The organism is Moorena bouillonii PNG (genome assembly GCF_001942495.1).
GTDB classification, from domain to species: domain Bacteria; phylum Cyanobacteriota; class Cyanobacteriia; order Cyanobacteriales; family Coleofasciculaceae; genus Moorena; species Moorena bouillonii.
Genome location: NZ_MKZS01000001.1, coordinates 3740174 through 3754916 on the forward strand (window position 1 = coordinate 3740174; position 14743 = coordinate 3754916).

Consider the following 14743-nt stretch of genomic DNA (forward strand, 5'->3'; position numbering starts at 1 on the left):
TGGTTAGGGGGTAAAAACTAGCTTAGCGGTGCATCAAGTCAGCTTTGAGGGTTAAATTTGGGATGATTTACCCCACCCCAATCCAACGGGCAATACCTAGGTAAGGAGCCACCCTCAACCTGACAACTGTGTCTAGGGCATTAACCATTGCGTCTGTAAGACGTGTTCTAGTGGGATGAACCTAATCTCAAGCTTTTAGACACACTAAATAGGTCGCAACAGACCCCAGCTGATGGTGACAGCGATGCAGAGGTGCGACCCGTGGCGAATTTAATTCTTAACGCGGAAAGCGCACCATTACCGACCTGAGGGGGTTTAAGCCAAAGCGCGACTGCATCAAGACTAGGTGCAACTTATGAGTTGATGCCTATCAACAGGTGCGACCCGTGGCGAATTTAATTCTTAACGCGGAAAGCGCACCTAACCAAATGGGTGGAAACTAAACCGCTTTCTACTCATGTAATCTCATCATAGGTTTGTCAAGGCAAAATCCATGGTGAGTCAAAGCTGATGGCTCACTGTCTTTATAGCCATGACAGTGTTTCCTCACACGTTCAACTACTAACTTTCTGACTTACCAGAAAAAAAACCACAACTAACCAACGAAAAATCGAAAAATAACTTATGACCGTTTCTTTCCAAAGCCTGGGATTGTCTGAAACTTGTGTAAGCCAACTCGAAAAAATCGGCTTCACTACACCTACTACTATCCAAGCCCAAGCTATTCCTGAACTGCTCAATGGCCATGATGTACTCGGTATGTCTCAAACCGGTACTGGCAAAACAGCAGCGTTTTCCCTACCAATGCTAGATCGCATTGACTTGGACAAGCGAACCGTACAAGCCTTAATTCTAACCCCAACCCGAGAGTTAGCCCAGCAAGTTAACCAAGCGATTCGGGACTTCAGTGAGGACCGTCGATTGCATATACTAACCGTCTGCGGTGGTCAGTCCATTGAGCGGCAAATTCGGATGCTCTACAAAGGCGCTCAGATTGTGGTAGGAACTCCCGGACGGGTGATTGACTTGCTAGACCGGGGAGACCTGAAGCTGGAAAACCTGAGCTGGGTGGTACTCGATGAAGCCGATGAAATGTTAAGCATGGGCTTTATCGATGATGTTAAGAAAATCCTGCAACAGACTCCCGAAGAGCGTCAGACTACTTGCTTCTCAGCAACTATGCCCCGGCCAATTCAGGACCTAGTCAGCAAATTCCTGAAATCCCCCGTCACTGTTAAAGTTCAGCAATCGAAAGCAGCACCAGCGCGCATTGAACAGCGAGTTTACATGGTACCCCGTGGCTGCTCCAAAATCAGGGCTCTCCATCCGATTCTGGAACTGGAAGACCCAGAAGCTTCAATCATTTTTGTGCGAACACGAAAAGCGGCTGCTGAACTAACCAACCAATTACAAGCGGCTGGTCACAGTGTGGATGAGTACCACGGTGATTTGAGTCAGAGTCAGCGGGAGCGGTTATTGTATCGGTTCCGGAAAAATCAAGTGCGTTGGGTAGTAGCAACCGATATTGCTGCCCGTGGTCTAGATGTGGATCATCTGACCCATGTGATCAATTTTGACCTGCCGGATCAAGTAGAAAGCTATATTCACCGCATTGGTCGTACCGGTCGTGCTGGTAAGACAGGAACAGCAATTACCCTGATTCAACCTTTTGAACGCCGTAAACTCTACCAGATTGAGCGCAAGGTGCGGCAAAGGTTGGAAGTTACCCGGATTCCGACCCGCTCACAAATTGAGACCCGGCGCTTAGAAAGACTGCAGGCAGAGTTACGGGAAGCTTTATCAGGGGAACGGATGGCTTCTTTCTTGCCAGTTGTACGGGAATTGGAAGAAGAATATGATGCTCATGCGATCGCAGCGGCAGCATTGCAATTGTTCTATGACAAAACTCAACCCCCCATTAGTGACGATATCGAAGAACGAATGGTGGAACGTCCCAAACTGCGGCTTAACACAGACAAACGCCATCGCACAGAAAAACCCAGAAAGCCTGTGATTCAGAATCAGTCAAGATAAGATAGACAAAGATGAAGTGTAAAGGATGAAGGCGTATTGGATGAAGTAGCAAAATATACCAGTTGCTGAGTAAGCAACAATAATCAATGGGAGGGTTGACATATCATAACCTTCATGCTTCATGCTTCATGCTTCATACTTCACACTTCACACTTGATACTTCACCCTTAATACTTCCCTAACCAAACGTGGCTTCAAGTCTGTCTGTTTCTGATTCCTCTACTGTAAGTGGTGGCATTTCTACTTCGCTCAACTGGCCTGGCTTAGTTGAGGCTTACCGTACTTATTTGCCAGTCACTGACTCCACACCAGTGGTAACCTTACTCGAAGGTAATACTCCTCTAATTCCTGTCCCCACTATTGCCAAAATTATTGGCAGAGGAGTAAAGGTACTGGTGAAATATGACGGTCTCAATCCTACCGGTAGTTTTAAAGACCGGGGCATGACCATGGCGATTTCAAAAGCTAAGGAAGCAGGAGACCAGGCGGTAATCTGTGCTAGTACCGGAAATACCTCGGCATCAGCAGCAGCCTATGCTCGTCGAGGGGGAATGCGGGCATTTGTAATTGTTCCTGATGGTTATGTGGCTCTGGGGAAATTAGCCCAAGCGTTGGTATATGGAGCAACAGTAATAGCGATTAAGGGAAATTTTGATGACTGCTTGAAAATTGTCCAGGAAATGGCATCAAAGTATCCCGTGACCTTGGTCAATTCCCTCAATCCTTATCGGTTAGAAGGTCAAAAGACAGCTGCGTTTGAGATAGTGGACAACTTAGGTGATGCTCCTGATTGGCTGTGCATACCAGTTGGCAATGCTGGCAATATTTGTGCCTACTGGATGGGATTTTGCGAGTACCATCAGCAGGGGAAATGCGATCGCTTACCCCAAATGATGGGATTTCAAGCATCTGGAGCATCTCCGATTGTCGCTGGCAAAGTCCTAGAGCATCCCGAAACCATTGCAACGGCAATTCGGGTGGGCAACCCGGCTAGCTGGAAAAAAGCGATCGCAGCCCAAGAAGCTAGTAAAGGGGCATTTAATAGCGTTACCGATCAAGAAATTTTAGATGCCTATCGGTTATTGGCATCCCAAGAAGGAATTTTTTGTGAACCAGCGAGCGCCACATCAGTCGCTGGTTTGTTGAAAGTAAAAGACCAGGTGCCCACAGGAGCAACCGTGGTTTGTGTACTGACTGGTAATGGTCTCAAAGATCCAGATACTGCAATCGCGCACAGCAACAACCCATTGACAGAAGGGATTGAGCCCACAACTGCTGCTGTAGCAGAGGTGATGGGGTTAAAGCCGAAAGAGGCTTAAAGATGAGTGGTAACGTCGGTTGTTAGGTTGAAGGTTAGTCGGTTGTTCCCGTAGCGTGGCCAATAGGCCAAGGTTAGTCGGTTGTTCCCGTAGCGTGGCCAATAGGCCAAGGTTAGTCGGTTGTTCCCGTAGCGTGGCCAATAGGCCAAGGTTAGTCGGTTGTTCCCGTAGCGTGGCCAATAGGCCAAGGTTTAGCTAATCCAGCGAGATTAGCCCTATAGCAATGTTCGTAATGGTGTTTCCAAATTTAAGGAACGAAGCGATTCAGCGCGGTCTTTCATAACTGTTCCCGATTCCCGATTCCCGATTCCCGATTCCCGATTCCCTGTTTCCATCAATCCTAGTAGAGCATCTCATTTCAAAACACTATCGCCATCAAATTACTTATGCAACTAGAAGAGTATTTCAACTTTTTGGCTCCTGATGACATTCGGATTAAAGGTCATCGGATTGGGATTGAAACGGTGTTGTACGAGTATTTATTTAAAGGACGCACTGCTGAAGAAATTGCCAAAATCTACTCGACTCTGACCTTGGAAGAGGTCTATGCCACAATTCTTTATTACCTACAGAATAAAGACACAGTTAGTCAATACATTGCTGACTGGCTAGAGTGGGCACATCAACAGCGTAAAGCTCAAGCCTTGAATCCTCATCCTGCTGTTGCTCGACTCCGGAAAATCAAAGCAGACAGACAAGCCCAGTTGAAGCATTTCACCCAGGCGGTCAACGAAGAGCTTGAGGACCTCAGCTCTAGCTTCAAGGCCAAGGTTGGGGACGTTAACCGATTGTTCCAACGGTGGAAATGGCAGAAGCGGGAAGGAAATAAGTGGATTGCCATTGGGGAAGGGCGGCGGCACCGCAGAGGCAACCAGTGGCACAACTCGTTGATTGAACCTGTGGCAAAGGAGTTGTCAGTTGTGTATTGCTCTGCAAAGGAGCTGCTGGGAAGAGTTTCAGCGGAACTGGGCGGGATAGACATTACCCCGAATAAGCTCAGCTCAGTTTTGGCTCAGTTGGGGCTACAGGAAAGAGTCGATGTCGAAGGAAAATACAAGAAATGGATCCCGGGCAAGAATGCGATCGCAACCGATGGAACCGAGTTGATTCGAGCCAAGGCATCAAAGGTTGTTTATCATCCCGATGTGGTGAAAGCGGTGGTGAAGAAACGTTCACTTTTTGTTGCTTCAGAACGCAAAAAGATAAAGAAAAATACTGGGGTAGAGTCTTTTGGGTTGAAGGTTGCGATCGCGACTATGGGCAAGGTGGAGGACTTGATGGAGCGACTTGTTGAAGCAACTTCAAGCTTTCTTGAATACACTGAAACTCCTTTTCCATATACTTCTCAACCACTTAAAGCTCAATCAGAAGTGGTCTCAGTAGAAGTCGATCCGCAGGTCGATCCACAGCAGGAGCTTGCTACTCAACTAGATCTGGCAGCAAAAATAACTCCAGAAAAATTAATCGCAGCCCAGCCTGACCATATTGCGCAAGGGGTCGCGATCGCGGAATGTATACAAGGGAATTATCGTGAATTGTCCAAAAAATTACACCCAGATTCATCCAGGTTCCCCACCCCCATAGCTGAAAGATCGATCAGAATTCTCAATGCGGCCAAGGTTTTGCTCGAATCTAAAGAGACTCAAGCGACGACTCCCTGGCAAACTGCCGCTAGCAAGCTTCAAAGATGGTGGGCAGAACAACAGGGACGTACAACCAGGGGAGCGATCGCTTAGAATAGACGAGTACCCCTGACAACTCCCCTGGGGATACATTGCTCCCGCGAACCCCTTTGAAAAGAGTTGACGGGGTTCGCACTTTTGATCAATTTTTGGAATTTATTAATCCCACGGTTCCAACAAAGACAGAGGGAATGAAACAGTTATCGCCTCCGATGATGGTCTCGATCAAATCGGCGTAAGCTTTAATCCCACTCTTAAAATCGACACCCTTGAGGACGGCATCAATCCCTTCGTTGAAATATTCGTTGATACCTCGATCAAGGCTGTACCTGTGCTTGCTTTCGCTTCTGCGGCAGGCAGCTAGGGGTATTGATAGAGAAGCTGCTATAAAGTGCCATGCTTACTTGAGAAGTTCCGTATCAGCTTTGGGAATTGGAACTTTTCTCTTTTCAACCTCATTCCTCTGTCCAAAATACTTGAATTCAGTACAGAATTGGTGAAAAAGTTCCGACACCCGTATTAATCAGTACTGTGTTAACTTCAGTAAAGAATTGCCTGAAAGCTAGACAGATTAATGCTTTCATTGACGTTGGCACTCTGTGCCAGCTTTCCTAGCATTAAGCCATATTGTTGAATGAACACAAATATAGAAGATAAATCACTGTCTCCAGCAGTATTGAGCGTGCGGAGCATACCAAAAGCTTTTTTAAGGTTGGCGACTGTTAACATCCTCTCTAGCCTTTTGATTCCCCTCTCAAGTACTGTAAGTGTTCTATTTTTAGGGCATTTGCATGAAATCCATCATCTAGAGGGAGTAGCTCTAACTGCTGCACTGCTCAGCAGTCTCTATGAAGCCCTACTCTTTCTCCGTGCAGGCACTACAGGAATCACAGCTCAAGCCTCTGGTCGTGAGGACGAAAGAGAAATGATTCTAATACTGGCACGCAACAGTTTACTAGCTTTGATAATAGGAATAGCCTTGACGGCCATGCAGCTTCCTATGCAAGAGACTTTTTTGGCAATCCTGGAAGTTGCCCCAAATGTCAGCGCTTCTGTTTCTTCCTGTTTCAGTGCTCAGATTTGGGGGGCACCAGCAATCCTATTAAATTTTGTCTTCTTTGGTTGGTTGCTAGGGATTGGCCAGAGCAGACTAGTTTTGTTGCTGGCGTTCGTTGGGACTTTTACAAATATCATTATGGATTATTTTTTGATAGTTGTCTTAGATCTAACAAGTGCAGGTGCTGGAATATCTCAAGCGGCTAATCAATATGTAACTTTGTTAGTTGGGCTATTTCTCGTATGGCGAAAAGTGAGGAGTTATAACATTGAGATAGACTGGAAAAGTATCTTCAATGCTTCGGCAATAAGGGAAACATTATTTTTAAATAGCAATATTATGGTTGCTCGCATCATGTCCCTTACGACTTTTCTCTTTTTCAACTATAAAAGTTCTACCTTGGGGACGAATATTTATGCAGAAAATACCCTTCTCATGCAGGTTGTTCTAATTGGCTATGCTTGCTTTGATGGACTGGGTTTTGCAGTAGAAACTCTAAGTGGAAACTTCAAAGGAGCAGGCCAAAAGAACAATCTAATAGATTTGATGTCATTTGCTGTCAAAATCGCTCTGTTAATCAGCTTAATCATTGCAGGAGTATGCACGTTATTCCCGACATGGGTATTTAACTTGTTTACTAATCATAGTGAGATAGTAAGTGGTATACATCTATATTCTCCATGGCTAGTGTCCGTTCTCTGTTTCGGTTCTATCGAATTTGCATTGGGTGGCTATTATCTGGGGCTAGCAGAGGGATGTGCAATTCGTAATTCGGCTTTTATTAGTCTTTTCACAGCCTTTTTACCCATAGCGATATGGTCTTCTTATGCCCATAGCAACCATGCTTTATGGCTAGCTATGTCTGCATTCCCTGCTGTTAGAGCAATTGTATTTTGGATAATATTTCCTAAAACTTTAGATTTGCTTCTGACTGAAGATTCAGATTTAGCCACAAACTAGAGGGATATAGGCCTAGAGGATTTCTGAGTTCTTGCAAACCTCTAGGTTAAGTAAATGTTCTGATTGATGAACTCTGTATTAGCATAACGGTATTTATAAGGCTCATGGCCTCGCATAAAATCAAATGCTTGGAGACCTTTTTCTCTGAGATGATAAAACATCATGCGATGCATCACATGTCCCGGAGAAAATCTATAATATTCAGTGTTAAAAGACAGACGATATCCCCAATATATGCGTTTAAATATGAACCCATAATAATAAGCTAAGGGATTTTCATCCAAGGAAAGTTCTGTTAGTACTAGCAGACCTCCAGAAGCTAAATAGGAAATTGATTGGCTGAAAAATCTTTTAATTGCTGGGTCATCAAAAGTATGTTTTTTGTTTTCTCTGTGAGACCACTCTTTCATATGCATTTCAATGAAAAGGGGCATGCGTATTGAGATTTCTTCTAATGAGTTAAAATGCTGACACTTAAGCTTGCCTTTTTCGCCTAACTTACGTTGCTGAGTGGCATACTTCTTCTTGTTCGCAGCTATAGTAAAAGCTTCTTCCTTTTGTAACTGTAGCTGCGGACATCTAGAACCATCTTCTATTCTTACTTTAAAGTTGTATTGTGTTGAGTAATGGAAGTAGTCAATCAATTCCGAATGTTGACAAATTTCCCTTAAATTAACCTCATCCCAGAGGACTCCTAGTCTTTGTTTGATGTAATGAATTATCTTGGCATAAGCTATTCTTGGCTCAATCATCGATGTGTCGACAACAATATCACTGTAGTCAGCATAGGGATCACTCAGAAATAAAAGCACCTTGTTCATTTCAGATGTCTCGAGCATCATGGGTGCAATCGCGCACACAGTATTAATCTTGAGTACCAAAATAATATGTAGGCGAAGGGATGCCTCAAAAGTACCCACACACTCCCACCACGCTAAATTCCACTGAGGAGTTTGGAATGGAGTCCTCGCATAAACTTTAGCAATTTTGTTCCAGTCTGGTACCAGAGTTCTAAATGCTTTTTGTGTATCTACTATCTCTATCGTGTACATTTGAATATTACCCATGAACAATGTCTGGATCTAGCAATAAGGCCAACTACTGGAATTAGTTTTGTGGCAATTTGCACGAATATTACTACCTCCAACCTCAGGGATGATTCAATGATGGAATAGCGTTCCTGCCTATCTCATCTGAAAATGAATCAGCCCTGCTTCCAACCTTACCTTTGCTAGCAGCCTCTCAAAAGAGTCCTGAGTTGACCCATAAATCAAGCAGATCAACGAGTTTCTATCGCTGCTTACTCTAGCTCACAGTCATCTTCCATTGAAAAGTCTAGTCCATAAGATATCTGAAGCCTCATAAAGTACTGAAGTGCATTGTAAGGATTTTCCTTGAATCTAGAGTGGACGTAGGTCATGTATTCCTGTTCATAGAGGTTTCTAAATACACTGCGAGTCAACTTGAAGCCAAGGTCAATATTATTCACTTTGGCAGAGTAGAAAGCCTCAAAGCACTTGAAGCAATCTCTGCACCAACCTTTGTTTGAGTTGTCGCAGCTACCATCAAAGGGGATACTATTCTTGTGCAGGTATTCTATTAACTCTTCCTTATGCAAGTGGGAACACACAGAAATGACTTCATTTCCAGAGCAGTACTTATTCCAGTGCTGCGCAAACAGTGGATCTCGTTCGATAAAAGAATGTGATACAGCATTCCGACACACGAAAAGATCGTTTCTTTCCATTCCAATATAAATTTTCTCATACCCCAATTGTGCTGCAACAGCAGCACAGAGGAAATGAACCTGCCCAACACGGCGATGAGGTCCAGAAAATACTGGGTAATCATCAATGCTAAGCAAGTCTGGTTTGAGGTGTTCAATTTTGTGAAGGGTATACGTTGACTCAACCCAACCAGAATACCAGAGTGCCACTGGCTTGTGGGGCTTTGGATATTCAAGAGAAGGTAGAGTATTATCAACTTCAAAAGAATGTTCCTTTCCAAAAGTAATGAAGCTTGCATACCATCCCCAAAATTCTCTGTCATAGTTTGGCGGAACCTTAATTACCTGTTCCCCCGTGAGAATCTGATGACGAATATTCAGATCTTGGGCTGCTTTCAGCTCCCGATCCTCATCGTTCAAAAGTATTGCCATATCCTGTCTTTGTGTACTCCGCCTCTATTTTATAGTATCTTCTACCATTACTTGATTATGGAACAAGTATTTCCGTGAAACTGATTGCCTAAATTAAGATTTTTTATCTTGATTAAGTTCGATTAGATAACCATTAGGATCTCGAATAAATGAAATCACTTCATGACCTATTTCAAAGGGATCCTTTACAATTTCAACGCCTTGAGAACGTAGCTCTTCTGTGAATGAAACTACATTATCAACTTCAAAAGCTATATGGATCCGTGTTTCTGGGAGATCCTGATATGTTTTGTCATACCACAGCTCAATACCTGGAGGGGTTCCAGTAGTAGATAATTGGATAATTGCACCGTTATCAATTTCATACCTACATATAGGCTTAAGATTAAAATAACCGCAATAGAAATTGAGGCTTTCCTCAATATCTAAGATGTCAAGCTTAACATGGAGAAAAGATTTAATTCCCATATTTCATAACTCCTATTTTAGGATTTTAACTCTTCAATTGATAGTTGCTTGAAAATTGTTCTAAGATGATTAACAGATTGTAACCATGAGTTTTCAAGGAAAGATCTTTGAGAATGTGGTTCGAGGGAAAGAAAACCATCATACCCATCTTCCTTTAGATGATGAATTAATCCGACCCAATTTATAGCTCCCTGACCTAGAGGTTGCATAATATATTCCCGGTCAAAATCTTTATAGTTCTTCCAGGAACTCTCTTGCGAATGGATTTTAGGAGAGTAGCAGCTACCATCTTTTACTTGAATATAGGCAATATGAGGCTTTAAAGTTTCGTATGCTAAAGGAAAAGGTTCTAAGCCAGTGTAATAGTAATTACAAGGGTCGAATGTAAGTTTAAAGTTTGGACTATCTACTTGCTCCATCATTTTGAGTAGAGAAAGGGGACGACGAGTAATATCACTTTTGAAAAGATCTACACCAAACAGATCAAATTCATTCTCTAAGGTGATTGTTACTCCCAATTCCTCCGCTAATGAAAGGCATGGTTTGAGATATTTTTGATATTCAGACATTGCTTTTTTATCATCCTGAATATTACTATATCCAAAATAAGTATTGGCAAAAAAAGCTTGACTCTGGTGTGCCAACTCGATTGCTTGCATTAGCAACTTTTGATCTTCTAATGAGCCTCCTGCACGATATAGTTCACTACCAGTCGATATACAAGCTACCTTGAGCCCTGCTTCTGAGATCAGCTCAAGAGTAAGTTCAACCCCTTCCACTTCAAAATTTTGGGGATACCATAACTCAACAAACCGAACTTCATTCTTTTTAGCCTCATTTATCAGTTTTGTAATTGAATCAGACGAATTCAGTTCAGTTCCTGAAATTGCTAATAACATTAATACTGCCTCGTTAATATTATTACTTATCGTTTTACTAGGGCATTACCACCCCTCTATTAACTACGATAGTCTGTCCTGTAATGCGGTCACTTTTTGATGAACAAAGAAACAACATCGTGCCTACAAGATCTTCTGGCGTTTGCTCTTTTTGAATTGCACAAGCTTCCGTTACTATTGGCTTAATGGTTTCCATCATGAATTCTGAGGACTCAACTGCTTCAGATATTGTCAAACCAGGAGCAATCGCATTTACATTGATATTAAACTTCCCAAGTTCACGAGCTAAACAGCGTGTCATAACAGCCACAGCTCCTTTTGAGGCAAAATATGCTAACTGCCCTTCATATCCTTTCCAAATAGCATCTGAGGTAATATTAACAATTTTGCCGCCCCCTATTTTTTCCATAATAGGCTTAACATACTTGCAGCATAAGTACACACCGGCTGAATTAACAGACATCACACGATTCCATTCAATCTCTTCTAATTCCCAAAACGGTTTAAATGGTTTCTCTACATCTAACATAATGGCTGCATTGTTAACTAGAAAATCCACACGTTCAAAATAACTAAGAATGTTTTCAAACATCTTTTTGACACTTTTTTCAGAGGCAACATCTACCTCGACGGCTAGTGCTTGCCCACCTATTTTTTCCAATTCACTAGCAGTTTCTTGAGCTCGTTTGTAGTTAATATCCGCAACAACTACCGACACTCCCTCCGAAACAAAACCTTCACAGTATGCTTTGCCAATCCCCCGTGCTCCTCCTGTGACAAGTGCAACTTGTTTAGCAGATTTTTTATTAATGATCATGTGACTCATACTCCTTAATCATTCCTAAAAAATCATCAATAATACTGGGAATTTGTTCAAAATACTCTCCATCAACGTGATTGAAATAGGGAGATTTGATTTTCTTAATATCTATCAATTGCTGTTTTCCGAGAATCAACAAAGGCTTGCCAATATCAAGTGTAAGAGCAGTTTCTGTCAGTGTTCCATACATTCCATCAAAAGCAATAAGACCAGATGCTGTCCAGACAACGATATTGTTTCTTGCCAAATCCATTGATGTAAGAATAGGGTAATCAATATAATTGTTGGCTAACAGCCTTTCTTTTCCTTTCATTATCCCAATTGTTGCACCTCCTGTCTGTTTGCAACCTTTACACACAGCTTCCATGATGCCATCTTCTCCTCCACAGACGACAGATATTCCGCGTTTTCCCAATTCCTGACCAACATTTTCTGCAAGTATCACTGCTTCTGGAGTAGTACTAATGGTGCGACCACCAATAATTCCGACAATTAATTTTGACGATGCAATCATATTCTAAAAAACACCTATAAATTTTCGGGAAACGAATCTTCATAATCAGATTCAATTAGAGTAATCTATCATAATTTAATCGTTAAAAAGCAATATCAGTATTACGTGATCAACTTAGGTATCTGCTTGGGAATTTTTTCGTCCTTTAAGTCATAATTGAAGCAGTCAGATCGCGAAATTCTTGAGCTTTTTCAGCGATTGACTCATCTTCATAAAAAATATTGATCCCGAAATCGGTTCCAAGGTATGAATCAGATACTCCAATACTTAAAGTAATTGCACGACCTAAAATATCATCAGTTTGTGGAAGCATTCCTTGTGTATAAACAACCTTGCTTGGGTAAGAATTTTCACAAGCAAAAGGACAGCCATACTCCGTCGGCATGTTTTTATTAAGTAGTTGAACCATGTTTCCATAGTAATGTTTTCCTGATTGCAATAGCGTTTTACTGCCTATTGACTTTGCTACAGCTTTAGCAACTGATTGAGATTCGAAAAGGAGAGTAAGAGTCGTGGAAGCATCTCCCTCTTCATCATGAATATTTTGGAAGTACAAATTTGGAATTAGAGAAAGTGCTTTCTTAAATTTGTATTTTTTGTCCTTTAGAGTACTCAGAATTTTTGCTAACTTTCTAACCTGAGCTAGTGCAACCGCCCCAACAAGTTCATTCATACGTAAGTTAAGACCAAGAAGGTTTCCTTCGCCAGCAAGCCCTAATCGGAAAGGCTGCGAACCATGATCGTGGAAGGCAAAGGCTCTTTCGTATGTATTAGTATTATTAGTGATAAGCATTCCCCCTTCACCGGATGTAATGACTTTGAAGACATTTAAAGAGAATGCTCCCACGTCTCCAATAGTTCCTAGTTTCTTGCCTTTGTAACTAGCGCCACAAGCTTGTGCGACATCTTCAACGAGATAAAGGTTATGACGGTTAGCAATTTCTTTCAATCGAGTCATATTACATGGTTTGCCCAACATATGAACAGCCATGATTGCTTTGGTGCGATGTGTTATTTTACGTTCAACATCATCAGGATCTATAGTTAAAGATTCATCAATTTCTGCAAGAATGGGAATGCCTCGGGAGTAGGCAACCGAGGCAATGGAGGCAATAAATGTGTATCCAGGCACGATCACCTCATCTCCAGGTCCTATTCCTAAAGCAGCTAGAGCAGCTAGGAGAGCAGAAGTCCCGCTATTCAAGGCAAGACAATGTTTAGCTCCTGTAAACTTCTCAAATTCCCGCTCAAATTGATAGACCTTTGGTATTGATCTACCAGTTTGATCGTCAAAGCGGTAACGACTCAATTCGCGTGAGGTTATCACCTCTATAACTTCATCTAGCTCTTCTTTCCCAATTAAATTCCATCCGGGTCCAGACATTTATTTCTACTCTCAAAAAAGAATTAAACGCAATAAAAATTGTATTATAGCACTGCGCGCTGATCGTGACTATAAGCTTTTGCCATAACTTTTGATAATTTTCGAGCTCGAATCACTCTAACTAGAATTTGTAACTACTATAGCGCGCAGCGCTATATTTTAAAGCTGGTTAACTAATTGCATAAATTTATATGCACTTAAGCTTCCACTGTATTTTTGAGCAATATTTTTGTAGTAATATTGTTCTTGCTCAAAATTTTTGTTAGATAAAAAACTAAGAAATCTCTTTTTGAAATCTAGATTATTTTTTACTAGCAAGTATGGTTTTAAACCCATTTCACTGAAAGCTGCAACATTAAACGATAATACTGGCTTTCCACAAGCTAGAAGATCCATCACACTCATACTCCACAAAGCATGTGGTTTAAGAGGCGCAATTCCAGCTCGAGACTTACTCAGATTCATCATATAATCATTTCGATTATTAAAATGTTTTACCTTAACAAAAGGTAAGCTTTTAATGGTCGTTAGGTTTTTATCAACTGCTGGATTAAGGCGAGATCTTTCAGGGTCACGACCTTCTGTAGGATTCGTGACAATGATATTAAAAGACTTTATTTCGCTTGTATATAAATCCGTTAATAAATCGAAAATGTGTTGAGTTCCATAATCATCATATAAGCGATGATTATAAATAAAATCAAAGGGCTGATCTATATATTGACTTGAAACTTGTTCCACCTCTTTCAAATCAACAGGAGGCGATAAAACTTGACAAGAACCAATGTCTACTGACTTACTTAATAATTTATTTTTGACTTGTTGTATCAAGTTAACAGCAAACTTACTACAAGTCAGTGTTATATCACTTGAAATTACCCCTTCTAGCAAACGCATCATAAGGATTTCACATAATCCATTTTGATTCATGGATTTTTCATAAGCAATACCTGGCGAGACAGAAACACTTTCTTTTATGTCTATGATTGGCATAGCAGGAATATAGTGAACATAACTAATTAACTTGCAACTTAGACCTAATTCTTCTTTGATAATTATGGCAAAATTTGCAGACTGTTCTGGCATATTGACAAGACAAACATCTGGCTTAATCTCATTTAGTAAGTATCGGATCTCATTCCAAAGGAAACTCAATCTAACTTGAAACTTGGAAATTCCCAAGTTCACTGGGATTATTTTAATTAAAGGATGAAGTTGTGGCATATCAGGAGGTCCTACAGCAATAACTTCAACTTTCTCATCAGATTCTAAGAGCGATCCAAATAAAATTCTATTGAAAGTAAAAATGCTATCAGCTGCAAAGTTAGGATAATTACTAGGAAAAATTACTGTTAATATTCGTGTTTTTTTTCGATTATTGTTCATAATCATTTTTGAGCAAAAGAAAGATTTGTAGTTCCAATATCTGTTTTACTTTGAGAAATCAC

At 41.4% G+C, this 14743-nt stretch carries 13 protein-coding genes and 1 pseudogene; 4 read left to right on the forward strand and 10 right to left on the reverse strand.

Features of this window, described 5'->3' with window-relative positions; genetic code table 11:
- Nucleotides 1–624: 624 nt before the first annotated feature.
- Together BJP37_RS15300 and thrC are read left to right on the forward strand one after the other, a co-directional pair.
- Complete coding sequence (locus BJP37_RS15300) at nt 625–2034, forward strand: DEAD/DEAH box helicase (protein ID WP_075900005.1); 1410 nt, start codon at nt 625–627, stop codon at nt 2032–2034.
- A gap of 236 nt (nt 2035–2270) precedes the next feature.
- Nucleotides 2271–3353 (forward strand): threonine synthase, encoded by a 1083-nt coding sequence (gene thrC, locus BJP37_RS15305; RefSeq protein WP_143727990.1) that lies wholly within the window; start codon nt 2271–2273, stop codon nt 3351–3353.
- On the opposite strand, the gene BJP37_RS36630 is transcribed toward thrC, so the two are convergent.
- Entirely contained in the window at nt 3333–3533 is a 201-nt protein-coding gene (locus BJP37_RS36630; RefSeq protein WP_143727631.1) for a hypothetical protein, read from the reverse strand. The two genes, thrC and BJP37_RS36630, sit on opposite strands and share 21 nt — an antisense overlap.
- Before the next feature lie 206 nt (nt 3534–3739).
- Here BJP37_RS36630 and BJP37_RS15310 point away from each other — a divergent pair.
- Nucleotides 3740–4060: pseudogene (locus BJP37_RS15310) on the forward strand (DUF433 domain-containing protein); the annotation flags it as partial.
- 1515 nt (nt 4061–5575) lie between these two features.
- On the opposite strand, the gene BJP37_RS39295 reads toward BJP37_RS15310, so the two are convergent.
- A complete protein-coding gene (locus tag BJP37_RS39295; RefSeq protein WP_158069602.1) occupies nt 5576–5764 on the reverse strand; it encodes a hypothetical protein in 189 nt (62 codons plus the stop codon).
- 13 nt (nt 5765–5777) lie between these two features.
- On the opposite strand from BJP37_RS39295, the gene BJP37_RS15315 reads away from it, so the two are divergent.
- Entirely contained in the window at nt 5778–7052 is a 1275-nt protein-coding gene (locus tag BJP37_RS15315; protein ID WP_158069603.1) for an MATE family efflux transporter, read from the forward strand.
- A 41-nt stretch (nt 7053–7093) separates the two neighbouring features.
- Here BJP37_RS15315 and BJP37_RS15320 read toward each other — a convergent pair whose 3' ends face one another.
- From BJP37_RS15320 to BJP37_RS15355, 8 genes are all read right to left on the reverse strand, one after another.
- A complete protein-coding gene (locus BJP37_RS15320) occupies nt 7094–8119 on the reverse strand; it encodes a GNAT family N-acetyltransferase (protein ID WP_075900009.1) in 1026 nt (341 codons plus the stop codon).
- Between the two features lie 233 nt (nt 8120–8352).
- Nucleotides 8353–9210, reverse strand: a complete 858-nt coding sequence (locus BJP37_RS15325) for a hypothetical protein (protein WP_075900011.1) — start codon at nt 9208–9210, stop codon at nt 8353–8355.
- Between the two features lie 93 nt (nt 9211–9303).
- Nucleotides 9304–9678: a VOC family protein gene (locus BJP37_RS15330; protein WP_075900013.1), complete on the reverse strand. Its 375-nt coding sequence runs from the start codon at nt 9676–9678 to the stop codon at nt 9304–9306.
- A 17-nt stretch (nt 9679–9695) separates the two neighbouring features.
- Nucleotides 9696–10577 (reverse strand): sugar phosphate isomerase/epimerase family protein, encoded by an 882-nt coding sequence (locus BJP37_RS15335; protein ID WP_075900015.1) that lies wholly within the window; start codon nt 10575–10577, stop codon nt 9696–9698.
- Nucleotides 10578–10614: 37 nt separating this feature from the next.
- A complete protein-coding gene (locus BJP37_RS15340) occupies nt 10615–11394 on the reverse strand; it encodes an SDR family NAD(P)-dependent oxidoreductase (protein WP_158069604.1) in 780 nt (259 codons plus the stop codon).
- Nucleotides 11384–11911 carry an SLOG cluster 4 domain-containing protein gene (locus BJP37_RS15345; protein WP_075900017.1) on the reverse strand — a complete coding sequence of 176 codons (528 nt, stop codon included), beginning with the start codon at nt 11909–11911 and terminating at the stop codon, nt 11384–11386. The genes BJP37_RS15340 and BJP37_RS15345 overlap by 11 nt, the downstream gene beginning before the upstream one ends.
- A 145-nt stretch (nt 11912–12056) precedes the next feature.
- A complete protein-coding gene (locus BJP37_RS15350) occupies nt 12057–13295 on the reverse strand; it encodes a DegT/DnrJ/EryC1/StrS family aminotransferase (RefSeq protein ID WP_075900019.1) in 1239 nt (412 codons plus the stop codon).
- A 159-nt stretch (nt 13296–13454) separates the two neighbouring features.
- A complete protein-coding gene (locus BJP37_RS15355) occupies nt 13455–14681 on the reverse strand; it encodes a glycosyltransferase (protein ID WP_143727632.1) in 1227 nt (408 codons plus the stop codon).
- Nucleotides 14682–14743: the final 62 nt, after the last annotated feature.

What these genes read in the sequence shown, in the direction of transcription:
- BJP37_RS39295 (WP_158069602.1), bottom strand. Translation starts at nt 5,764, where the DNA reads ATGTTAACAGTCGCCAACCTTAAAAAAGCTTTTGGTATGCTCCGCACG.
- BJP37_RS15335 (WP_075900015.1), bottom strand. Translation starts at nt 10,577, where the DNA reads ATGTTATTAGCAATTTCAGGAACTGAACTGAATTCGTCTGATTCAATT.
- BJP37_RS15320 (WP_075900009.1), bottom strand. Translation starts at nt 8,119, where the DNA reads ATGGGTAATATTCAAATGTACACGATAGAGATAGTAGATACACAAAAA.
- BJP37_RS15350 (WP_075900019.1), bottom strand. Translation starts at nt 13,295, where the DNA reads ATGTCTGGACCCGGATGGAATTTAATTGGGAAAGAAGAGCTAGATGAA.
- BJP37_RS15325 (WP_075900011.1), bottom strand. Translation starts at nt 9,210, where the DNA reads ATGGCAATACTTTTGAACGATGAGGATCGGGAGCTGAAAGCAGCCCAA.
- BJP37_RS15355 (WP_143727632.1), bottom strand. Translation starts at nt 14,681, where the DNA reads ATGAACAATAATCGAAAAAAAACACGAATATTAACAGTAATTTTTCCT.
- BJP37_RS15340 (WP_158069604.1), bottom strand. Translation starts at nt 11,394, where the DNA reads ATGATCATTAATAAAAAATCTGCTAAACAAGTTGCACTTGTCACAGGA.
- BJP37_RS15300 (WP_075900005.1), top strand. Translation starts at nt 625, where the DNA reads ATGACCGTTTCTTTCCAAAGCCTGGGATTGTCTGAAACTTGTGTAAGC.
- BJP37_RS15345 (WP_075900017.1), bottom strand. Translation starts at nt 11,911, where the DNA reads ATGATTGCATCGTCAAAATTAATTGTCGGAATTATTGGTGGTCGCACC.
- BJP37_RS15330 (WP_075900013.1), bottom strand. Translation starts at nt 9,678, where the DNA reads ATGGGAATTAAATCTTTTCTCCATGTTAAGCTTGACATCTTAGATATT.